This window comes from Niabella hirudinis (genome assembly GCF_051201075.1).
Classification (GTDB): Bacteria; Bacteroidota; Bacteroidia; order Chitinophagales; family Chitinophagaceae; genus Niabella; species Niabella hirudinis.
On sequence record NZ_JBPEHJ010000004.1, the window covers coordinates 1 to 21037 of the forward strand.

The window sequence follows — 21037 nt, forward strand, 5'->3', positions numbered from 1 at the left end:
ATACGTAGATTTTGTGTGTGGTAACCTAAATCTACTTAAAAGGAGGCCCAAAAGCCTCCTTCTTTTATTTACACTTACTTTTTTCCCCGGACACCAGTAGTTTGAGATTTGAAGTTCAACCATTAACGCGCTCTTCGTATCTTAGTGAGTTTGTCAGAAATCAGAAATGGCATTGGGTATTCAGATTCCGGGGATTTAGATTTTAGCGCTCAGCAGAACCTTTAACCCGGAAGCATCGGACAAATGACATAGGAGTTGCAGTAGTCCATGCTGAGCTTGTTTCGGCATCTAAAGATGATTGTTCGTCAATAGATGTTGAAACAAGAATAGATCCCGGGTCAGGCCCGGGATGACATCTTCGGAACGGCATCATGCTGTAAAGCGACTTTTGAAAGCCTCATTTAAGAGAACAGCCATTTTGATAAAATAGATACCCGTCTATTATCAACGGCAAAACAGCAGATACCAAAAAACATCATTTTCTTCCTATCTTGTACCGCTTCCAAAAAACGTTTGCAGTATGAACCATTTTAAAAGAGGATTTCTTATTACCTGTTTTGTTTTTGCGGGTGCGGTTGTTATGGCACAACAGCGGCCGCAGATGTATTACAGCGATTCAGGGGTGATCGCAAAGCCGGTTGCCAAAGACCCCAAGGTGATCTATTTTAAAGGAAGATACCTGATGTACTATTCGGTACCCGGCTCTGATAACAAAAATTGGAGCATCGGCATCGCAGAGAGCCAGGACCTTACTAACTGGAAAAAGGCTGGCACTATTAAGCCCGGCGCCGACTATGAAAAGAACGGGCTTTGTGCTCCCGGCGCTCTTGTAAAAGACGGCAGGGTAAACCTGTTTTACCAAACCTATGGCAATGGAAAAAATGATGCCATCTGCCATGCCATATCCACGGACGGTATTCACTTTACGCGGAACAGCACCAATCCCATCTTCCGGCCCACAGGCAGCTGGACCTGTGGCAGGGCAATTGACGCAGAGGTGGTGGCTTTTAAGAACCGGTACTTTCTGTACTTTGCCACACGCGACCCGGACTACCGGGTACAGATGCAGGGTGTTGCAGCCACAGCCAGCCTGAATACCAGTTTTAACCGCGAAGAATGGACCCAGCTTACCGATAGCGCAATATTGAAGCCCGAACTTCCCTGGGAAAAAAACTGTATTGAAGCCGCCGCTTGCATACAAAAAGGCAAATACCTCTATATGTTTTATGCCGGAGCCTATAATAACGAGCCGCAACAGGTTGGCCTCGCGCGGAGTACTGATGGTATCCGCTGGCAGCGTTTATCGGCCCGGCCTTTTTTGCCCAACGGCCAACCCGGCAGCTGGAACGAAAGCGAGTCGGGACATCCGGATATATTTAAAGCAAAAAACCAGCGGTATTACCTGTTCTTCCAGGGGAATAATGACAAAGGTCGATCCTGGTACCTTTCAAAAAAAGAAGTATTGTTAAATAATGGCTGGATGCTAAAGGAATAATTTGAAGACTTGGGAATGTGAATCCTCACGGTTCCTATTGGGCGGGCACATTTTCAAAATAGGCAAAGCGACCTATCGGATCATCGCTGCCTTCAGGGTATCAACAGATAAGTTTCCCGTAGCGATCGGTCATATCAAGCATAAAAACGGAACGAACCTGGAACTTTAAACATTAAACAATTCTTCCACAGGTTTATTCCTCCCACGTTCCTGTCCGGTGAACTTTCGGAACCGCCACCCGTTGCGCCTTATAAATACCGGAATGCCCGCTAAAATAATACGCGGTAAAGCAAGCTACCGCAAAATAGAGAATATTTTCGCTGCCAAACAGCTCTACCCCCATTACCATACAGGCAATAGGGGTATTAGTAGCCGCCGCAAACACGGCTATAAAACCGAGCCCCGCAAAAAGATCGGCCGGGGCGCCGCTCAATGCCGCAATCGTGTTTCCCAGGGCCGCGCCAATAAAGAACAAGGGGGTTACTTCCCCACCCTTAAAACCCGCGCTTAATGTAATAGCCGTAAACAGCAATTTCCACAGCCAGCTCCAGGTATCTACCCCGCCGGGCGCAAAAGCGCTCACAATACTATTATGTTCATCCGGGTTTACCACCCCCAGGCCCAGGTAATCAAAACTGCCCAGTGCATAACTGAAGCCAACGATCACCAAAGCCCCCGCCACCGGTATCAGCCATTTAACCCGTATCAGCCTTGTCCAACCCTGTTTGAATAAATGGGTACAACGGGCAAAAGCCATACCTGCCAGACCAAACGCAATGCCTGCAGCAATCACCTTTAATAAAAGAAACAGATCAAATGTAAAACCGGGAATCCAGGTGGTAACCGCCTCTGAAATTCGTGTATCAATAGCATACTTCGTATGATGGATACCGTAACTGATACAAACAACATGCGCCAGCAGGCTTGAAATCAGGCAGGGAATCAGCGCATGATATTTCATGCGACCGATAAACAGCACTTCCATCGCAAAAAGCGCTCCTGCCACGGGGGTGCCAAATACAGCGCCAAAACCCGCCGCCATCCCGCACATCAGCAGGATACTGCGGTCCTCTTTAGTGATCCGGTACCATCTGGCAAAAAGATCAGCGATGCTGCCCCCCATCTGCACGGCGGTACCCTCCCTGCCGGCAGAACCACCAAACAGGTGTGTAATAATCGTTCCCGCAAGTACCAGAGGAGTCATACGAACCGGCACCCCGCCACCGGGTTCATGTACCTCATCCATCACCAGGTTATTACCGGCTTCTGAATCCTTGCCAAAATAATGATAAAGGGCCCATATAAAAACACCGGCCAGTGGCAATAAAAAAAGCAGCCACAAATGCTGCCACCGCGTGTGGGTAGCCCAGTCCAGCAGCCATAAAAACAATGCCACAAGTGAGCCTATAGCAAAAGAAAGCGGAACCAGGCGAATGGTCCAGTGCGCCAGCTGATAAAAGATTTTTCCCTGTTCTGTTTTAAACCGGTACATCCTACAAATAGATTTAATGGTGTAATAGAATATTACTATTTGTAGGCGCCATCAGATCCCGCCAAAGGCGTGAGCGGTTGGGTCAGGAAGACACCATTTCCTGTTTTGTATTCCACAAATATACAGTTTGCCTTTAGAATATACGAAACAATGAGGGGGATAACATTTTTTATAATCTTCTTTTTAACGCCCGTCCGGCTGGTCATCCGGGCGGGCAAAGGACACAACGAATCCGCAATGATCGATGGAAGGTTTTTGCGTCCCCTGCGGAGCCCTGGCGGCCTTTGCGGTTAAGATATAACCACGAAAAAGCGGTAGAAAAAAAAGACCGGGACGCATTTTCTGATAGCAGCTACGATCCTGTTGCCCTTTTATAGGCCAATGCCGTTTCCGTAACCGGCGTCATAGCAGCTGATAACACATTATAGCTCCCCTGGACCAGCAGCTCATCAGCCACCCTTTTAATTAAGGCCAGGGTGGCCTTCATCAGGCCGGAGCCCAGGCTTAAGCGGGCAACGCCCAGGTCCTGCAATTCCTGCACCGATGGCGGCATTCCGCCCCCTATAGTGGGATTTGCAAGAATATTAACAGGCGCATGAATTTCCTTCACCAATGTTGCAATGGTTTCTTTTTCCCATACGGGCTGAACAAATATGCAGTCGGCGCCCGCCTCACGGTACCGGTTGCCACGCCTTATTGATTCCGATAGCTTTTCTTCCGGTGATCCGGTCGAGGTATAAAACGCATCCGTCCTTGCATTAATAACCAGATGAAAGCCCAATGAATCGGACAATGAACGGATTGCAGCAATTCTTTCACAAAACTCCATTTCATCGATCAGCACCGGGTTCAGATCGATGCTGTCCTCAATATTAATTCCAACGATCCCCGTTGCAATAATCTTTTTAACCGACTCCAGTATCTCCTCCAAATGAGTCCCATACCCCGCTTCTATATCTGCTGTTACCGGTGCCTGCACGGCTGCTGTAATTCCGGCTATTACATGAATCATCTCCGGCAATGATATTGCCTGACAATCGGGATAACCCAGGGCGGCCGCGATGCCCATGCTTGTGGTTGCAATCGCTTTATAACCGCAGGCCTCAATTAACCGGGAACTACCCGTATCCCACGAATTTAGCAGAACCAGGATCTCATCGTCATAATGCCACTTCAGAAAACGTTCCGCTTTCTCCTTTTGAATTGCTGAAACCATAACATCGTATTTAGTCCGAACACTTTTATTGCACAAAGAAATGCGGCTGGCAACAACTATTTTTCGCCATATTGGCAATTTTGGCATCATCCTTGCACTAAACCAAATCCCTTTAAACGTATCTTTTTGCAGTATTAAGAACCCTGCATATTCCCGGATTTGTTTAAATGGATATTTTATCAAACAGATACAAGTTAGTCAATTTTCTCATAAGCAGTTAGTTTTGGTTGCGTCCCCTGTTTCCACAGGGGACTATTTTTTATAAAAAGACGTGTAGCGACATGCCATACACCAAATATTTAACCTGAAGTGGCGCGTGGAGATCCCGCATTGATGCATGCGCATCAAGTTAAGAACAGATCATGTTGCCATGAAATGTAGTACGGGCAAGCCTTTCACGCCAAAAAGATCGCATCTTTTAATACCAAACAGGCGCAGCGCGCCGTTGACCCTTATAACGATGAACCTCCAAAACCTCCCGTAGCCGCAGCGCGGCGGTAATTTCCTGTACACCGCTTGTACAAACCGCAATGATTACCGGTGCGCTGCACCTTTATTACCCGTATTATCGTTTACTAACAGCATCAGCGCTGCGCTGCAGCTCCCAGGGCAAAAATTAACCTGACGCGCATGCGCATTGACGGGACCACGGCTGGTCGCCCTGATTCGTGTCCCCACGAATCGGAAAAATGTTATGCACCCAAATATTTTGATTCTGAATTTCATTTTACTTAATTTTAAAGAAGGAATCATACGCTTGTTTCCATGGCAAAACTGCTGCTTCATTTTGCATAAAACAATCGTTCAACCACCTTTAATTTTGGTTTAAGAAACTGGGGTAAAATACCGTGAAAAAACGGGTGTGCCGGCATACGGCGCTGTTTATTTTGCGGAATAATTTCGTTATAAAATGATACGATTATGAGAAAAACAAACTGTCATCTCCGCCTGGTATTGCTCTTGTATATAACAGCGGCGGCCCTGGTGCCCATTCATGGCCAAACCCGGCAGCTAATAAAAACTAATGATGCGGAAAAATGCCTGGAATGTATATGCCGGCAATTTTCCATTGCCATTGGCGCTGATCAGGCCCGTAACCGCAGGAACACCTATGAGGGAGTCAAAAAAAAGATCCTCGACAATATTGCCAACAGGTCAAAAAAAGGCCCCGAAGCGGATTTACTTTTCATTAAAGAAAAAACCGATTTTCAAAATTTCCTTAGCAATCACATTATAAAAATGAAAGACGCCTCCGGGATGCGCATTTATTTAGGTACCCGCTGGAAGGAAAATTTCTATCAGCCCCTGCCCGACCAGCAAAACAGGTGGAAACTGGTTTTCATTTTTACACCTACCAAAGACAAGAAGGACAAGAAAGGACCACATCCGGCAGCCGACTACTCAAAAAACACCTTTTATATATTTGACCCCAATGCTGAAGAGCCCTTTGAAACCATCAAGAGAAAACGGGCCGCTCGTTATGTCAGGAACTTTCAAAAACCGCACAGAACCAAAAAACGTTTGACGCTCAATGGCACTTTGGATCCGGCTTTGCGCAATAAATATGGCAAAGAAACAAAACATGTTTTTTTTAACCGGGATAAAGTGAAGCAAATGATCGATTACATCGACTGTATACCTGCATCTTCCCTTAAAATGCGATTATTCACCCACCTTGATCAGGAACCCGATACTGTCCGGTCCCGGCTGGGGATTGATTTTATTTTTGCTAACTCCGATGGTTCCGATTATACAACCCCTAAAAATGCCACCCAATTTATTGAAGCAATTAAAGCAGCCATCGAAGGCCTGCGAGGCAAAGCACTAGACCCGCTTAATACGTTGCTTACAAATCTCCAGAAGGAAAACAACCCCAAAAAGAAACAAGAATTCCTGGCACAAATGATAAAGATTTCTGTGGGCAACAAAGCACTTACCGATGACGCCATCGTTTCTTTTGACACAGGCAGCCCCACACCGCCGCCAAAGAAAGGCAATATGGAATCGCTGGACGCTATCAACTAACAGGAGCATGACCGAAATACTGGAATATCTATACCTGGCGAGTCTGTTCCTCGCCCTCGCTGCAGGCATCGTTGTGTTTAAAAGAATGGAATCCCCTCCGGTAAAGCGCATTTTTATATTAGTGCTTTACACCACCGTGCTGGAGACCAGCGTTATATTTTTCAGGAACCGGTTCTCCATCAATACCAATGTGCTGCCCCAGTACAATTTTTTTATGCTGATTGAATTCCTTTTCTATACATTGTTTTTTAAGGGAGTTATTAATAGCGAAATCATAAAAAAAAGCATCAACGTGTTTTTGCTGTTGTTTCCCCTGCTTTGGTACCTTTTTGTATTTGGATTCTTTAATATTTTGCAATGGAACAGTTATACCTTTTTATTGGGGGGCAGCTGCATGATTTTTTTTGGCCTCTCCTACTATTACCAGCTTTTCAAATGGCTGCCGCCTAATTATTCCATCGCCAAAAGCAGCGAGTTCTGGATTACAACCGGGATCATGATATTTTACACCACCGGGGTGCCCTATATGGGAATGTATAATTTTTTGAGCAGTAATTTTGAATGGCTGGCGCAAAGTCTTAAACCCGTGCTCCAGGTTACCAACATCATCATGTACACCCTGTTTGCTTACGCTTTTATATGCCAGGTGAAAACGACAAATACAACGAAGTGATCATCGTCATCATTGCGGGCATCATTATTTTCTGGGCCCTTGTTGGCTGCATTGTATATTTTATAATGCAATACCAGCGCCGCCGCTTTCAACATGCCAAAGAAAAAGAGGATATGCAATCGGCCTTTGAAAAAGATTTGCTCCACTCAAAAATCGAGATCCAGGAACAGGCTTTTGATAGCATCAGCCGTGAGCTGCACGATAATATTGGCCAGCAGCTCTCATTAGCCAAACTCAACCTTAATACCCTGAAGGACCCTGGCAACACGAAAGACCAGGAAAAGATTGAAACGACCAAAGAGCTCCTCAGCGCCAGCATCGACCAGATACGCAGCATTTCCAAAACCCTGCTGGGAGAAAAAGTAAGCAGTATCGGCATTACCGAAGCCATCCGGAACGAAGCGGAACGCATTAATAAAACAGGCATCTTCGAAGTTTTCTTCAAAAGCCAGCCACCCCTCTTCCGGCCCGATCCGAAAAAAGAGATCATCCTCTTTCGCATGGTGCAGGAAGCGCTGAACAATATCATCAAACATGCAGCCGCCACTATCGTAAATATCCGGATCGATTATGAATTGTGCGGACTTAAAGTTTTTATACAGGATAACGGAAAAGGATTTAATTTAGAGGGCACCGGGGCCAGTGGTATCGGAATGTTGAACATGAAAACCCGGGCCCATACCATTGGGGCGGAGCTAAACATTACCAGCGCCATTAACCAGGGTACAACAGTGGAAATAACATTAGAAGCAGCTAAATAACTAACTATGCTCCAGCCGGTATCGATTGCCATTGTGGACGACCATGCTATGTTGCGAAAGGGCCTCTCCAATATCCTTGGTGAAGAAGACGATTTTTCCGTTGTTTTGGAAGCCGACAATGGCCGGCAGTTTATTGAAGCTATCGCGCATAAAAACCTGCAACCCGAAGTAGTGCTGCTTGATGTGCACATGCCCGAAATGGACGGTTATGAAACGGCGCTGTGGATTGAGCAGCATCTTCCCCTGGCAAAAGTGCTTGTGCTCAGCATGAATGACGATGAGGAAATGGTGATCAAAATGCTGCGCTGCGGCGCCAAAGGATATATTTTGAAGGATGCCGACCCGCCGGAGCTGTTCCGGGCCATCCGGGATATTAGTGCCGATGGCTACCATTTATCAAAACTGGTCACCGGAAAACTGCTTTTTACCATGAACCGGTCAAAAGATGAACCCGGCAACCCAATAAAACTATCTGCAAGGGAGAAAGAGTTCCTGGGCCTTTGCTGCAGCGACCTTACTTATAAGGAAATTGCCGACCGTATGTTTGTAAGCGCACGCACCATTGATGGTTACCGGGACAGCCTTTTTGAAAAACTGGAACAAAAGTCGCGGGTGGGTCTGGTGTTATATGCCATCAGGCACAACTATTTCCGCGTCAGGTGAGATCTGAAATTCAGCGGGGTTTAAACGCATTTACGCTCCCTTGAGTGTCTTGCGGGCGTCATCCACCGTTTTGTGAACCGCATCCGATGTGTTTTTGACCCCCTCTGAAATCTCTTTTGCACTTCCAAAACAAAAAACCCGCGTGCCGCCTATTTTTTCAACGCTTCTTTGCCGGCCTCAACACCCGCTTTTGCGGCATTGCTAATCTTTTCGGCGCCTTCTTTTACCGCATTGATGCCTTCCCGGGCTTTTTCTTTGGCTTTACTTCCCAACTCTACCGAACGGTCCTTTACTTTGCCGGCGGCATCTTTCAGGTCTGCCTTCAATGAATCACCCAGGCTTCGCAGCGAGCTGTCTGCATTCTTGCCGGCCTCCGACAAGGTTTCGGAAACGGCCTTTGTGGTACTGTCCGTAAGTTTTGAAATAGAATCAGATGACAATGAGTCCTGGTTCGCCTCCGTATTGTTTCCGGAGCTCAGATCACAGGACGCCAGCAATAACACCATTCCTAAAGCGGTCAATTTCAATCCATTTTTCATAACGATCTTATTTTTTTATTATTCCGCCTCAACCGGAAAGTAACCCTTTGCAACGGTTATTTTTTTCTAAAGAACAGACGTACGGAGACTCCGCTAAAATCGAAATTTTTACGCAACTGATTTTCCAGGTAGTTCCGGTAAGGTGTTTTTACATCATCCGGGAAATTGCAGAAAAAGGCAAAGGAGGGTACTACAGTGGGCAACTGTGTTACAAATTTTATCTTGATCGCATGACCTCTTACTACCGGTGCATGATGGGCTTCCACCGCCTTCAGCATTACTTCATTTAGTTTGCTGGTAGGGATCCGGCGCTGCCGGTTCTGGTATACTTCCAGCGCCGTTTCAATAGCTTTATAGATCCTTGTTTTTTCGGTGGCCGATACAAACAGGATGGGTACATCGCTAAACGGAGCTAGCCGTTTTTTTAGCAGGTCTTCGTATTCTTTGGCCGTATTCGTCTTCTTATCCTGTACCAGGTCCCACTTGTTAACAAGCAACACGATGCCTTTGCCTTTTTTTGCGGCAAGACTAAAGATGTTCAGATCCTGGGCCGTAATTCCTTTTTCAGCATCAAGCAGCAGGATGCAAACGTCCGCTTCATCCATGGCCTTGATGGCGCGAATAACGGAATAAAACTCCAGGTCCTCATGTACCTTGGCTTTGCGGCGGATACCCGCCGTATCAATCAAAACAAACTCCTTCTGAAACAGATTATAATGCGTGTGAATGGTATCGCGGGTAGTACCGGCAACATTACTTACGATGGTACGCTCTTCTCCAATTAATGCATTAAGAAGTGATGATTTGCCCACATTGGGCTGGCCAATGATCGCAAATTTAGGAAGCTGGGCAATATGCTCATCCACCCCCACTTCGTCTGTCATCAGGTCCGTAACAGCATCCAGTAACTCCCCGGTTCCGCTTCCGCTGGCCGCTGCAATAAAAAACAGCTGTTCCAGTCCCATACTGTAAAATTCATTAGCCTCCAGCAGACGCTCATTATTATCCACCTTATTTACCACCAGGAAAACGGGCTTGGTACTTCGGCGCAATACTTTTGCCATGGCATCATCCAGATCGGTAATGCCCGTAGCCGCATCGGTCATAAACAGGATTACATTGGCTTCTTCCACAGCCACCAATACCTGTTTGGCAATCTCTTTTTCAAAAACATCTTCGCTCCCATGTACAAACCCACCGGTATCAATTACATTAAAGGTTTTACCGTTCCACTCACTGATCCCGTATTGACGGTCGCGGGTTACACCGCTGACATCATCAACGATCGCTTTCTTCTGTTCCAGCAAACGGTTAAAGAGTGTGCTCTTTCCCACATTGGGTCTGCCTACAATAGCTACGGTAAAACTCATTGGAAATGTAAAATATAAAATGTAAAATAATAAATGTAAAAAACCGAGACCTGAATCTTAAAAATGTGGAAATGTGGAAATGGAACATCAAGCATAAAACCGGCTTCAACTGAAACGTGAAACCTGAAACTTTAAACCTGAAACATCGAACCCTATACCGCCGCATCCGCCCTGTCAGCAATTTCGTCTTTAACGCCCTCAATAAATTCCTCAATGGTTTTTGTACCGGCGTCGCCCTTACCCTGTCTGCGGATGGCCACCTTGCCATCGTTCATTTCCTTTTCACCAATCACCAGCATATAAGGGATCTTCATCAGTTCGGTATCCCGGATCTTTTTACCGATCTTCTCATTACGCTCATCTATCTCCGCCCGGATACCGGCCCTGCGCAAGGCCCGGTAAACATCCCTGGTATACGCCTCAAACTTATCACTGATGGGCAGGACCTTTACCTGTACCGGCGCCAGCCATACCGGGAATTTTCCCGCGTAGTGTTCCAGCAGGAATCCAATGAACCGTTCATGGGTACCCAGCGGCGCCCGGTGAATGATCAAGGGCACATCATGACCGTTATCCGCAGTAGTATACTGCAGGTTGAAACGGCGGCCCTGTGCAAAATCCACCTGATTAGTGGCCAGCGTAAACTCGCGGCCAATAGCGCTCCAGATCTGTACATCGATCTTAGGGCCATAAAACGCGCCCTCTCCCTTTACCTCCACAAAGGGGATATTGGACTCCACCAGCACTTTCCGCACCAGCGCCTCGGTCTCCAGCCACAGTTCCGGTTCGTTAATGTATTTCTGTCCCAGTTTTTCGGGGTCGTGTAAAGACAACCGCATCACATACCGGTCGATCCCGAAGATCTTAAAATACTTCAGGTACATATCATTTACCGCACGAAATTCATCGGCAAACTGCTCTTTGCTGCAATAAATGTGCGCATCGTTCATGTGCAGACAACGCACCCGCATCAACCCAAACAATTCCCCGCTCTGCTCATACCGGTAGCAGGTACCATATTCCGCCAGGCGCAGTGGAAGATCCTTATAACTCTTAGGCTCCGCAGCAAATATTTTGTGGTGGTGCGGACAGTTCATGGCTTTGAGGTAATATTTCTGCCCGTCTACCTCCATCGGCGGATACATGCTGTCCTGATAATACGGCAGGTGGCCGCTGGTAAGGTACATACTCTCCTTTGCAATATGCGGTGTTACCACCCGCTTATAGTCGCCGGCATCTTCCGTTTCCTTGGCCAGCTTTTCCAGCTCTTCAATCACGATGGTTCCATTGGGCAACCACAGCGGCAGCCCCTGGCCTACATCATCATCCATGGTAAAGATACCCAACTCCCTGCCCAGCTTCCGGTGATCCCGCTTCCTGGCTTCCTCCAGCATCTGCAGGTATTCATCCAGTTCTTTCTGGTTGGGGAAACTGATGCCGTAAACACGGGTCAGCATTTTATTTTTTTCATCGCCCTTCCAGTAGGCGCCGGCTACGCTGGTTAGTTTAAGCGCTTTAATGATACCGGTTGCCGGTATATGCGGCCCACGGCACAGATCGGTAAAATTGCCCTGGGTATAAAAGGTAATATTGCCGTCTTCGAGGTTGCTCAGCAGATCCAGTTTGTACCCATCGCCTTTCTCTGTAAAGTATTGTATAGCTTCGCTTTTAGCCACTTCCTTACGGATATAGGGGTTGTTCAGCTTTGCCAGTTCGTTCATTTTCTTTTCAAGGGCGCCCAGGTCTTCTTCCGACAGTTTACGATCGCCCAGGTCCATATCATAATAAAATCCGCCCGAGTCCAGCGGAGGCCCCACCCAAAATTGCACACCGGGAAAAGAAGCTTCTACCGCCTCGGCCATCAAATGGGCCGTTGAGTGCCAGAATGCTTTTTTACCATCAGCATCGTTCCAGGTTAATAAGATCAGGTTGCTATCGGTATCAATGGGACGGGTGGCATCCCAAACAACCCCGTTTACATTTGCAGCAATTACTTTTCTGGCCAATCCCTCTGAAATAGATTTGGCCACATCCAGCGCCGTAACCCCGGCTTCATAGGAACGCCGGGCTCCGTCAGGAAATGTTATATCGATCATATTCATTAAAATTCAATAAAATAAGATTGCAAAATTAGCAAACTATTGGCAGTATGCAAAGATATATGAGTGCATACAACTATAAATTTGAACAATACGGGGTAAACGTGGAACTTATTGCACACCAGACACAATGCTACAATTGTTGTGGCAATTTTTATTTGTCACAAAAAAAATGGCACAACTTTGCGTTCTTTCGGAGCTTGTTTAAAATTTAAACAGGATCTTAAAATAAATATTTATTGTTTCAACGACAATTCGACCATAAAACCAACAAAATCAATCTTTTTGGCACGGTTTTGCCGGCTTATTCATAAATAACACTTTATATATGAAACATTTATTCATTGTTACAGGTTTGTTAATAGCGGGCGCCTGGCCCCTGGCCGCGCAAACCGGATGGAATATTGGCGACCGGGCGGCTTTTGGTCATAGCTGGACGGTTGGCAATAAGCCGGCCGATGCCAAACGCCAGTTTCACCCTACATTTGAACTGGGCCGTACAGCCACTTACAATTTTACAGATGTTGCCGGCATTGGCTTTGGTACTTTTTTTAGCAGCCAGGGCGCCAGTTTTAAAGATGAAGACAACGACAACCGGCTCATCGGGCGGGCCAACTACATTAAGGTTCCCGTTTTTGCCAGCTTTAATTTTGGAGATGCCAACCAGCGGGTACGGCCAAGACTTACCATCGGGCCTTCTGTACAGTTTCTTGTAGGCGGCAAATCTTTTTTTAAAACAGACGAGGACGCTTTTGCCGGGCGCTATACCACCAAGGCGATGAATACAAAGATCGATGCAGGCGGCAATGCTTCCCTGGGATTAAATATCCGCGTTTTTGAAGGGTTTTATCTCAACCACGAGATCAACTATTATCACGGGTTCGTTGAACAAAAGCCCAATATACCCGGTGAAACGCCTTCATTTACCAACCGGAACCTGACCATGAGCCTGGGTATGCAGATCAATGGTGAGGCCATGCGGAAATGGAAAGGAAAAATGATGAAGATGCATCATAAATGACGGACCGCAAAAACACGGTATCTTAGCTCCCAAATCGTTTATATGCTCAGATACCTGCTTCTTGTTCTCCTGTGCATTTGCAGCGCGGGAGCGGCTTCGCAAAACCTGGAAATACTAACCAGCGGAACCGCTACCAACCTCCGGGGAATCGGCGTTTTTAAAAATACGATATGGGCAAGTGGCAGCAACGGCTATGTTGGCCGTTCCACTGATGCAGGCAGATCCTGGGAGTGGAAACAGGTAGCCGGATTTGAAACAAAGGATTTCAGGGACATCGAAGTGCTGGATGAACATACAGCACTGATCATGGTTATTGCCAGCCCGGCTTATATTCTTAAAACATCCGATGATGGCCATACCTGGAAAACGGTGTTTGAGAACCGGGATACCGCTATGTTTCTGGATGCGATGGCCTTTGCAAATAAACAAACAGGATATGTAATCGGCGATCCGGTCCAAAACAAACTATTTATTGCGCAAACAACAGATGGAGGTAATTCCTGGACGCCGGTACCCGGACCCGCGGCCTTGCCGGGTGAAGCCTTTTTTGCCTCCAGCGGCAGTAATTTGGTTATAGCCCGACAAAAGCCGTTAATGGTAAGCGGCGGCGTCCATTCGAGAATCTTTAATGGCAGTAGCATCATCACCCGCCTTCCCCTGATGCAGGGGACACAAAGCACCGGGGCCAACAGCATTGCCGCTTTTGGTCAGCTGCTGATGATTGCCGGTGGCGACTTCCAGGCCCCGGACCGCAGAGACAGCATATTGCTGATCAGTAAGGATGGCGGCAAAAGCTTCCTGCAACCCCAAAACGGGCCCCGCGGCTATCGAAGTGCCATCGCCCCATTTAGTAAAAACGCCTGGATTACCTGTGGCCTGAACGGAGTGGACATGACCAATGATGGGGGGCTAAACTGGGAAGCAATTTCCGAACGGCCGTTCAATTCGATTTATATTAACCGACCCACAAAGACGGCTTACCTGGCCGGACCCGGGGGAACTATCGCCAGCTTTGTAACATCGGAGAACTAAGCCATCAACATTCTATTTCTCACCTGCAAACAAGTGAAACGTAAAAAGTAACCTACAATACGGAATCCAAATACCGACAACATCTTACTTCTCACCCACAAATAAGTGAAATGTGAAAAATAAGCTACAGTACGGGACCCAAATACCGGCAACATCTTGCTTCTCACCTGCAAACAAGTGAAACGTAAAAAGTAACCTACAATACGGAATCCAAATACCGACAACATCTTACTTCTCACCCACAAATAAGTGAAATGTGAAAAATAAGCTACAGTACGGGACCCAAATACCGGCAACATCTTGCTTCTCACCCGCAAACAAGTGAAACGTGAAAAGTAAGCTACAGTACGGGGTCCAAATACCAAACACCAGCAACACCTCACTTCTCACCCCGCTGCCGACCCTGGCGAATCGCATAAGTCATAAAAATATCTGACATAATCGTTAAGTTTGAAGCCGGAATCCAATAATAGTTTCCGATGTGTTGATACCCGGCAAAAACAGTTACTATGCAAGCAGACCCCAGCCCTGAATATATATCCGGGTTTAAAAAGGCCATTTCAGGTTACTATTCCATATCCGAAAGTGCCTTTATCTTGCTGGAACAGTTTATTCAATTCAGGAAATTTAAAAAAGATGACGTATTACTCCACAGTGGCCGGCAGGGCAATGATATTCACTTTATATGCAAAGGCGCGTTGCGGTCCTATTTTATCGACAACGCTGGAAATACATGGAACAAATACATTTACCTGGAAAATGATTTCGCCAGTACCCGGTTTTCACTTATTTTGAAAGTGCCTACCGAGTTTATGTTACAAGCCATTGAAGATACCGTAACCCTCTGTTTACCGTATCTGAAAACCAAGGCAGCTGTCAATGGAAATGACGAACTTAAAAATCTCTATATTGCTTACCTGGAGCAAAAATGGATTGTAGACAATGAGCAAAGAGAGATCTCCCTGCTTACAGAAACTGCAACCGAACGCTATTTAAAACTCCTTCAGGCACATCCGGGCATCGAAAAAAGGATCCCGCTGCAGTATATCGCCTCTCACCTGAGTATTACCCCCACACAACTAAGCCGCATACGCAAAGAGCTAGGAGTCATTTAAATATTTTCATCCTGCTCAACATATGTAGAGTGGCGCCCGGATACGGGTCGGTACTTTTGACGTACACTGTTTTTAAAGCGGTTCATTAAAATACATATAATATGGAAACAACATTGCGTGGTTTAACAACCCTGAGTTTTTATGCGTCTGATCTGGAAGCCGCAACCCAATGGTACGCCGGATTTCTAAAGATAGCGCCCTATTTTAAGGCGCCCGGTTATGTTGAATTTCGAATTGGAGACTATCAGCATGAGCTGGGCATTATCGACAGCAAATATGCTCCGGATGGAGCTACCGGCAACCCCGGAGGAGCCATCGTTTACTGGCATGTCGATAATCTGCAGGAGACACTCGACCAACTCCTGTCACTGGGAGCAACGCTCTATCAGCCTGTCACTGACAGAAGCGGGGGCAAGGGAGCCTTCGTAACCGCATCCGTTGTTGATCCTTTTGGGAACATTCTCGGCATTATGACAAATATTCATTACCTGGACGTTCTTGCCGGAAAAAAAACTCATTTACACTAATGGAAATCAAAGACGGAAAGAATGTCGTTTTAGCAAAGAGCAGGACGGAATGGAGAAATTGGCTATCGGCCAACCACGACAAAGAAAATTCGGTATGGCTGGTGCTGTACCATAAAGGAAGTTCAACGCCATCCGTTGAAATAGCTGAAGCCATGGAGGAAGCCTTATGTTTTGGTTGGATTGATAGCAAAGCAAAAAAAAGGGACAAGGAAAGTTTCTACCTGACTTTTTCGCAACGAAAACCCCAAAGCAACTGGAGCAACATCAACAAAGAACGGGTAAACAGGATGACAAACCTTGGCCTGATGACCGAAAGCGGGCAACGGCTGATAGACCTGGCAAAGAAAACAGGAACCTGGGATGCATTGACAGATGTTCAGAACCTGGTTATACCCGCAGATTTGCAGGAACTATTTAACCGGAACGGCACAGCGTTTGGGCATTTTGAAAAATTTTCACCATCATCAAAAAGAGTCATCCTGGAGTGGATACAAAATGCAAAGAAACCTGAAACCCGGCAACGCAGGATAGCTGAAACCGTAAGGCTTGCAGCTGAAAACCTGAAAGCAAATCACAGCCGGCAAAGTTTTGCACACGGCGCGTTTTACGCTAAATGTAAATAAGGCAGCATCCCTGGTACATCAGCACCACGCGCATCAGGTTAGCGCAATCAACCTTTGAATAAATAAATAAAATACAACAACAAAATGACAACAAGTAAAAATCAAATCAGCATTATCGGTCTTGGCCCAATGGGCATAAAAATTGCGCAGCTCTATCTGCAAAAGGGGTTTGAAGTCACCGTGTTCAACCGGACGGCAGCAAAAGCACAACAACTGGCACAAGAAGGCGCCAATTTCGCTGAAACGCTACAGGAGGCCATTGAAGCCAGCCCCCTGAGCATTGTCATCGTACACAACTATGCTATAGCAACGGCTCTTTTTGCCACGCTCGAAACGGAAACAGCGCTGAACGACAAAATCATTGTACAATTAACAACAGGTACGGCACAGGAGGCACGCCAAAGTGAAGCCTGGTTCAGGGATAAACAGGCATATTACCTGGATGGAGCTATACAGGTGGCGCCGGAACAAATGGCACAGCCCGATACCACCATATTATTCTCAGGCAATATGGAAAAATATACAGCAATTGAAGACACCTTAAAAATTTTGGGCGGGAACCTGAAATACCTGGGCAAAAATATTGCCGCTGCTGCCGCCCTTGATACCGCTACGCTTTCCTATATCTATGGCGCGGCCATCGGTTTCTTTCATGGCGCGCTCATCGCTGAATCTGAAAACTTTGACGTAAAGGAATATGGTAATATTATTGCTGAAATAGCACCGGGTATGGGCGAGTTCCTGAAACATGAGGGTGCGGTAATCAGTAGCGGTGATTTTAGAATATCGCAAAGCCCACTCGCCATTTCCATTAGCGCAATAGACAGAATCCTGTCCACTGCAAAGCTAAGCGGCATCAACAGTGAGTTTCCCCAATTTGCCGCAAACTGGCTGCAAAGAGCAAAAAAAGCGGGTTACGAGCAGGAGGAATTTGCCGCATTAATCAAAACATTGCGTAGTCCGGCATAGTGTTGGCGAACTTACCAGGATCGAAGATCAAACCATCAAGATTTCATTTCTTACCCACTGACAAGTGAAATGTGAAAGGTGGCAGCAAGCCGTGATCCGAATACTAAATACCAAAATCCAAATGACAGGATTCCGCAGTGCCTTTCGTTTCAAAAAGAAAAGGGGCCGGTTACCCGGCCCCCTCATCAAAACATAATCGAAAAAATTTTCAGAGCTATTTTTTAATATCTTCTACGACCTCCTTGGTCTTATCTCCCACTTTCTGCGCTCCTTTCTTAATGGCTTCGCCGGTTTTATGCGCAGCATCCTTTGTGGCATCCACGCCTTTTTCTACTCCCTCCCTGGTTGCTGTAGCGGCCTTCTGGGCGGCATCTTTGGTTGCTTCGGCGCCCTTAGACACCCCCTCTTTTGTTTTATCCCAGGCATTCTCAATGGCGGCACCCGTACGGTCAAAGAAGTTGCCGGATTTGTTCACATACTCCCCTTCCTGCAATACAACAACCTTCCCATCCTTGCTTTTTACAGTTCCATTGGGAGTGATTACAACCCCGTTGTCCAGCTTTATTTCTTTATCGGCAGTCACCCAGTTTCCGTTGGTATACACCAATACTTTTCCTTCCTTTAATATAACATCGCCCTCACTATACAAAACCGTTTCCACAGGAGCAACGGCATTGGTGTCTACCGTTACCATGGCAGTAGCTGTTGAGTCGGCAGCGTTCTCAGAAGAAGCGGTTTCGGAACTGTTACATGCAGCCAGCAAGGCTACGCCTACAACTAAACCTAATGTTTTTTTCATACTTTAATTATTTTTCCAGAATTGATAATAACAGATATAAACAAATACTCTGCCAACAATAGATACCGCACAAAAGCGGCCCGGATTTGCCCGGGCCGCTTTTGTGTTTTATAAAATACTTTTATTAGTAGCCATCGCGCTGCCGTTGTTTTTTATCAACAATGGCTCCTACGCCGGCGCCGGTTGCAGCGCCAATTACGCCACCAACAACCCCACCGCCCAGGCGGTTTTTACGGTTAGCCACGGCACCGATAATGGCACCTGAGGCAGCCCCTACAATGGCGCCTTTAGCGGTATGGCTCATTCCCTTTCTTTTTTGGGGAGCCGGGGCCTGGGCCACCGTTCCTGAGGAACCAGAAGAATAACCGCCATCACCGCCACCGCTTCTATAAGTAGTTCCCCTGCTGCTGCTGCTTCCGGAACTTCTTCTTGAGCTTGATGCAGATGACCGCGCAGCTGCTGCAGGCGCCGCCACAGCCCCGGCATTTTCCAGCTGCTGTTCCTGCTCCAGGCGATTACGTACTTCATTTTCCATTTTCCATTTCTGATACTCTGCCAAACCCAGGGTATCCTGCACCGGAATGGCGCCTGTACTGTCTTCTTTCTTCGTGTTGCGGCATGCCATTGCCAATATCATGATTGCAATAGCAGCAAAAGGTATAATTTTCTTCATCATAGTAGATACGTTTAAAGTCCGAATTAAAAATCTAACTGTTTACAATATAAAATTGTGCCAAACTATCATAACAAGAGAAAAAATAAACGTTTAAATAACTAACACTGTGTAGTTTACGCAATTTAGCTGATCTTGTTTGCTAATAAGAGGTTGATTTTGGGCCAATAGCAGCATCCTGCAGGGTTAATCATTTGTTAACCTCCGGAAAAATAAAAGCCCCGCCACGGAAAACCGGAGCGGGGCTCAACAAATATGGATCATTAAATTATTGTTCCTTTTATGCGTGCATGATTTAAGCAATCATTTTTTCTTTACGTTTTTTTACCTGGTTTACTAATGAATCAAATGCATTCTCGAAAGATTCTTCAAAAGACTTACTGGTGGTTTTTACAAAAAAACTGTGCCGGGGTACCTGTACCCTGATCTCTACAATCTTGTCTTTAATATTGTGCACGATATTATCTAATTTCAAATAGACATCCGTACCAATAATGCGATCCTGGAAGGTAGTTAACTTTTCCATTTTGTGGTTGATAGACTCAATCAACTTTTTATCTGCGTTGAAATTAACGGTTTGAATGTTCACATTCATGATCGTTGAATTTAAAAGTGAATAATCGATATTTCCCTATGTCAAAGACCTAAAACTCTTTAACCTAAAGTTAAATAAAAAAGATATCGATTCCTAAAATTAAATGCTAATTTTTAATAGAATTTAACGTCATTTTTCAGCGCGCTTTGGGGTGTGCTTTCCGGTATACTTCCTGAAGCTTTTCGATGGAATTATGGGTATACACCTGGGTAGCAGCCAGGCTGGCATGCCCCAGCAGATCCTTTACGGCCTTTATTTCTGCTCCGTTATTCATCAAATGAGTGGCAAAACTATGCCGCAGTACATGCGGGCTTTTTTTATCCAGTGTGGCAATGGCCGAAAGATATTTCCGTACCAGCCGGTAGGCATATTTGGGGTACAGCTTTTTCCCTTTCTCCGTCACCAGCAATTCATCCGGCAGGCTGGCAAACTGTTTCCTCTTTTGCTGATCATATTCCTGTATAGCGCCCAGCAGCACCGGGTCCAGCGGCAGTACCCGCTCCTTGTTTCCCTTCCCCAGGATTTTGACCTGCGCCCTTGAAGCATCAACCTGGCTGGTTTTTAACTGGATGAGCTCGCTTAAGCGCATACCCGTTCCATAAAAAATCTGGATCAGCATTTTTGCATTCAGGCTTTTCCAATCCTCGGCCGAATGCGTGAGCGCTTCGTTCAGCGCCTTCATGTCCTGCTCGTTTACGAAGGAAGGCAGCCGCTTGCTGGTTTTGGGAGCAACTATCCGGAACATGGGATTTTCACCTGCAGCGCCCATCTTTATATGATATTTAAAAAAGGATTTCAGGGTGGAAATCTTCCGGTTGATACTCCGGGGGGTAACCTTCTCCTCCTCTTCCATTAGGTCCGCCAGCCAGCTCCGGACACAGCCATAGTCGATCTCCGCCAGCTGCAATGGGCCATAGGTCTTGCTGATAAAAGCCGAAAATTTCCGCAGATCCGATGCATAGGCTGTTATGGTATGCCGGGAATATCTCTTTTCAAATTGCAGATAGCGGATAAAGGATTCAATATGGTTGGACAATATTTCAGGCATAAAAAAACCCCGGGAAAACTACCCAGGGTTACAATATTATATAAAATATCAACTATTTTATAATTCTATTTTACCGCTTGCGATCTGCTGCTTGTAAATTGCTTTTAAACGCTGGCCACGACTTTTTATCGAAGGCTTCGTAAAATGCTGACGCTCACGCAATTGCAACAAAGTTTTTGACTTTTCGAATTTCTTCTTGTACTTCTTTAAAGCCTTGTCAATGTTTTCGCAGTCTTTAGAATCAATAATTAACATAAAATTTTATACCTCCTTTCGGTCGTTTTTAATTCCGATCTTAACTA

General features: G+C 46.1%; 21 protein-coding genes and 1 riboswitch. Of the genes, 11 read left to right on the top strand and 10 right to left on the bottom strand.

What is annotated here, in order from left to right; translation table 11 throughout:
* The first annotated feature begins 520 nt into the window (after positions 1 to 520).
* Complete coding sequence (locus GGU45_RS08990; RefSeq protein WP_435223960.1) at positions 521 to 1495, top strand: family 43 glycosylhydrolase; 975 nt, start codon at positions 521 to 523, stop codon at positions 1493 to 1495.
* Positions 1496 to 1688: 193 nt separating this feature from the next.
* Here GGU45_RS08990 and GGU45_RS08995 read toward each other — a convergent pair whose 3' ends face one another.
* Together GGU45_RS08995 and GGU45_RS09000 are read right to left on the bottom strand one after the other, a co-directional pair.
* Positions 1689 to 2987, bottom strand: coding sequence for a voltage-gated chloride channel family protein (locus GGU45_RS08995; RefSeq protein ID WP_435223961.1), 1299 nt, complete (start codon positions 2985 to 2987; stop codon positions 1689 to 1691).
* A 35-nt stretch (positions 2988 to 3022) separates the two neighbouring features.
* A riboswitch (Fluoride riboswitch) is annotated at positions 3023 to 3097 on the bottom strand.
* 242 nt (positions 3098 to 3339) lie between these two features.
* A complete protein-coding gene (locus GGU45_RS09000) occupies positions 3340 to 4203 on the bottom strand; it encodes an isocitrate lyase/PEP mutase family protein (protein ID WP_435223963.1) in 864 nt (287 codons plus the stop codon).
* Between the two features lie 921 nt (positions 4204 to 5124).
* Between GGU45_RS09000 and GGU45_RS09005 the strand changes: the two genes are divergently transcribed.
* Genes GGU45_RS09005 through GGU45_RS09020 form a run of 4 tightly spaced genes read left to right on the top strand, consistent with a single transcriptional unit; the run spans position 5125 to position 8325 of the window.
* Complete coding sequence (locus tag GGU45_RS09005) at positions 5125 to 6228, top strand: hypothetical protein (RefSeq protein WP_435223965.1); 1104 nt, start codon at positions 5125 to 5127, stop codon at positions 6226 to 6228.
* A gap of 7 nt (positions 6229 to 6235) precedes the next feature.
* Positions 6236 to 6901, top strand: a complete 666-nt coding sequence (locus tag GGU45_RS09010; protein ID WP_435223967.1) for a hypothetical protein — start codon at positions 6236 to 6238, stop codon at positions 6899 to 6901.
* Positions 6868 to 7662: a sensor histidine kinase gene (locus tag GGU45_RS09015; protein ID WP_435223969.1), complete on the top strand. Its 795-nt coding sequence runs from the start codon at positions 6868 to 6870 to the stop codon at positions 7660 to 7662. Before GGU45_RS09010 ends, GGU45_RS09015 begins: the two co-directional genes overlap by 34 nt.
* Before the next feature lie 6 nt (positions 7663 to 7668).
* Positions 7669 to 8325: a response regulator gene (locus GGU45_RS09020; RefSeq protein ID WP_435223971.1), complete on the top strand. Its 657-nt coding sequence runs from the start codon at positions 7669 to 7671 to the stop codon at positions 8323 to 8325.
* Between the two features lie 149 nt (positions 8326 to 8474).
* On the opposite strand, the gene GGU45_RS09025 is transcribed toward GGU45_RS09020, so the two are convergent.
* From GGU45_RS09025 to thrS, 3 genes are all read right to left on the bottom strand, one after another.
* Positions 8475 to 8864, bottom strand: a complete 390-nt coding sequence (locus GGU45_RS09025) for a hypothetical protein (RefSeq protein ID WP_435223973.1) — start codon at positions 8862 to 8864, stop codon at positions 8475 to 8477.
* 56 nt (positions 8865 to 8920) lie between these two features.
* Positions 8921 to 10234, bottom strand: a complete 1314-nt coding sequence (gene der, locus GGU45_RS09030) for a ribosome biogenesis GTPase Der (protein WP_435223974.1) — start codon at positions 10232 to 10234, stop codon at positions 8921 to 8923.
* A 152-nt stretch (positions 10235 to 10386) separates the two neighbouring features.
* Complete coding sequence (thrS, locus tag GGU45_RS09035) at positions 10387 to 12330, bottom strand: threonine--tRNA ligase (protein ID WP_435223975.1); 1944 nt, start codon at positions 12328 to 12330, stop codon at positions 10387 to 10389.
* A gap of 331 nt (positions 12331 to 12661) precedes the next feature.
* On the opposite strand from thrS, the gene GGU45_RS09040 reads away from it, so the two are divergent.
* The 6 genes from GGU45_RS09040 (at position 12662) to GGU45_RS09065 (ending at position 17620) form a co-directional block, all read left to right on the top strand.
* Entirely contained in the window at positions 12662 to 13354 is a 693-nt protein-coding gene (locus tag GGU45_RS09040) for an outer membrane beta-barrel protein (protein ID WP_435223977.1), read from the top strand.
* A 42-nt stretch (positions 13355 to 13396) separates the two neighbouring features.
* On the top strand, positions 13397 to 14386 hold the full coding sequence (locus GGU45_RS09045) for a WD40/YVTN/BNR-like repeat-containing protein (RefSeq protein ID WP_435223978.1): 990 nt from the start codon (positions 13397 to 13399) through the stop codon (positions 14384 to 14386).
* Positions 14387 to 14895: 509 nt separating this feature from the next.
* Positions 14896 to 15501 carry a Crp/Fnr family transcriptional regulator gene (locus tag GGU45_RS09050; protein ID WP_435223979.1) on the top strand — a complete coding sequence of 202 codons (606 nt, stop codon included), beginning with the start codon at positions 14896 to 14898 and terminating at the stop codon, positions 15499 to 15501.
* 101 nt (positions 15502 to 15602) lie between these two features.
* Positions 15603 to 16028, top strand: coding sequence for a VOC family protein (locus GGU45_RS09055; protein WP_435223981.1), 426 nt, complete (start codon positions 15603 to 15605; stop codon positions 16026 to 16028).
* Positions 16028 to 16651, top strand: a complete 624-nt coding sequence (locus GGU45_RS09060; RefSeq protein ID WP_435223982.1) for a YdeI/OmpD-associated family protein — start codon at positions 16028 to 16030, stop codon at positions 16649 to 16651. Before GGU45_RS09055 ends, GGU45_RS09060 begins: the two co-directional genes overlap by 1 nt.
* A gap of 84 nt (positions 16652 to 16735) precedes the next feature.
* Positions 16736 to 17620, top strand: coding sequence for an NAD(P)-dependent oxidoreductase (locus tag GGU45_RS09065; RefSeq protein ID WP_435223984.1), 885 nt, complete (start codon positions 16736 to 16738; stop codon positions 17618 to 17620).
* Between the two features lie 214 nt (positions 17621 to 17834).
* Here the strand turns inward: GGU45_RS09065 and GGU45_RS09070 are convergent, their stop codons facing one another.
* From GGU45_RS09070 to rpsU, 5 genes are all read right to left on the bottom strand, one after another.
* A complete protein-coding gene (locus tag GGU45_RS09070) occupies positions 17835 to 18419 on the bottom strand; it encodes a DUF6799 domain-containing protein (RefSeq protein WP_435223986.1) in 585 nt (194 codons plus the stop codon).
* A gap of 124 nt (positions 18420 to 18543) precedes the next feature.
* Positions 18544 to 19095, bottom strand: coding sequence for a YMGG-like glycine zipper-containing protein (locus tag GGU45_RS09075; protein ID WP_435223987.1), 552 nt, complete (start codon positions 19093 to 19095; stop codon positions 18544 to 18546).
* Positions 19096 to 19387: 292 nt separating this feature from the next.
* Positions 19388 to 19687, bottom strand: a complete 300-nt coding sequence (locus GGU45_RS09080) for an HPF/RaiA family ribosome-associated protein (protein WP_435223989.1) — start codon at positions 19685 to 19687, stop codon at positions 19388 to 19390.
* A gap of 136 nt (positions 19688 to 19823) precedes the next feature.
* Positions 19824 to 20735, bottom strand: coding sequence for a tyrosine-type recombinase/integrase (locus GGU45_RS09085; protein ID WP_435223990.1), 912 nt, complete (start codon positions 20733 to 20735; stop codon positions 19824 to 19826).
* 57 nt (positions 20736 to 20792) lie between these two features.
* Entirely contained in the window at positions 20793 to 20990 is a 198-nt protein-coding gene (gene rpsU, locus GGU45_RS09090; protein ID WP_435223992.1) for a 30S ribosomal protein S21, read from the bottom strand.
* Positions 20991 to 21037 lie beyond the last annotated feature (47 nt).

Coding starts and splice junctions, on each gene's coding strand:
- GGU45_RS09025 (WP_435223973.1), bottom strand. CDS start 8,864: ATGAAAAATGGATTGAAATTGACCGCTTTAGGAATGGTGTTATTGCTG.
- thrS (WP_435223975.1), bottom strand. CDS start 12,330: ATGATCGATATAACATTTCCTGACGGAGCCCGGCGTTCCTATGAAGCC.
- GGU45_RS08995 (WP_435223961.1), bottom strand. CDS start 2,987: ATGTACCGGTTTAAAACAGAACAGGGAAAAATCTTTTATCAGCTGGCG.
- GGU45_RS09060 (WP_435223982.1), top strand. CDS start 16,028: ATGGAAATCAAAGACGGAAAGAATGTCGTTTTAGCAAAGAGCAGGACG.
- der (WP_435223974.1), bottom strand. CDS start 10,234: ATGAGTTTTACCGTAGCTATTGTAGGCAGACCCAATGTGGGAAAGAGC.
- GGU45_RS08990 (WP_435223960.1), top strand. CDS start 521: ATGAACCATTTTAAAAGAGGATTTCTTATTACCTGTTTTGTTTTTGCG.
- GGU45_RS09005 (WP_435223965.1), top strand. CDS start 5,125: ATGAGAAAAACAAACTGTCATCTCCGCCTGGTATTGCTCTTGTATATA.
- GGU45_RS09010 (WP_435223967.1), top strand. CDS start 6,236: ATGACCGAAATACTGGAATATCTATACCTGGCGAGTCTGTTCCTCGCC.
- GGU45_RS09065 (WP_435223984.1), top strand. CDS start 16,736: ATGACAACAAGTAAAAATCAAATCAGCATTATCGGTCTTGGCCCAATG.
- GGU45_RS09085 (WP_435223990.1), bottom strand. CDS start 20,735: ATGCCTGAAATATTGTCCAACCATATTGAATCCTTTATCCGCTATCTG.
- GGU45_RS09050 (WP_435223979.1), top strand. CDS start 14,896: ATGCAAGCAGACCCCAGCCCTGAATATATATCCGGGTTTAAAAAGGCC.
- rpsU (WP_435223992.1), bottom strand. CDS start 20,990: ATGTTAATTATTGATTCTAAAGACTGCGAAAACATTGACAAGGCTTTA.
- GGU45_RS09080 (WP_435223989.1), bottom strand. CDS start 19,687: ATGAATGTGAACATTCAAACCGTTAATTTCAACGCAGATAAAAAGTTG.
- GGU45_RS09020 (WP_435223971.1), top strand. CDS start 7,669: ATGCTCCAGCCGGTATCGATTGCCATTGTGGACGACCATGCTATGTTG.
- GGU45_RS09055 (WP_435223981.1), top strand. CDS start 15,603: ATGGAAACAACATTGCGTGGTTTAACAACCCTGAGTTTTTATGCGTCT.
- GGU45_RS09075 (WP_435223987.1), bottom strand. CDS start 19,095: ATGATGAAGAAAATTATACCTTTTGCTGCTATTGCAATCATGATATTG.
- GGU45_RS09000 (WP_435223963.1), bottom strand. CDS start 4,203: ATGGTTTCAGCAATTCAAAAGGAGAAAGCGGAACGTTTTCTGAAGTGG.
- GGU45_RS09070 (WP_435223986.1), bottom strand. CDS start 18,419: ATGAAAAAAACATTAGGTTTAGTTGTAGGCGTAGCCTTGCTGGCTGCA.
- GGU45_RS09040 (WP_435223977.1), top strand. CDS start 12,662: ATGAAACATTTATTCATTGTTACAGGTTTGTTAATAGCGGGCGCCTGG.
- GGU45_RS09045 (WP_435223978.1), top strand. CDS start 13,397: ATGCTCAGATACCTGCTTCTTGTTCTCCTGTGCATTTGCAGCGCGGGA.
- GGU45_RS09015 (WP_435223969.1), top strand. CDS start 6,868: ATGCCAGGTGAAAACGACAAATACAACGAAGTGATCATCGTCATCATT.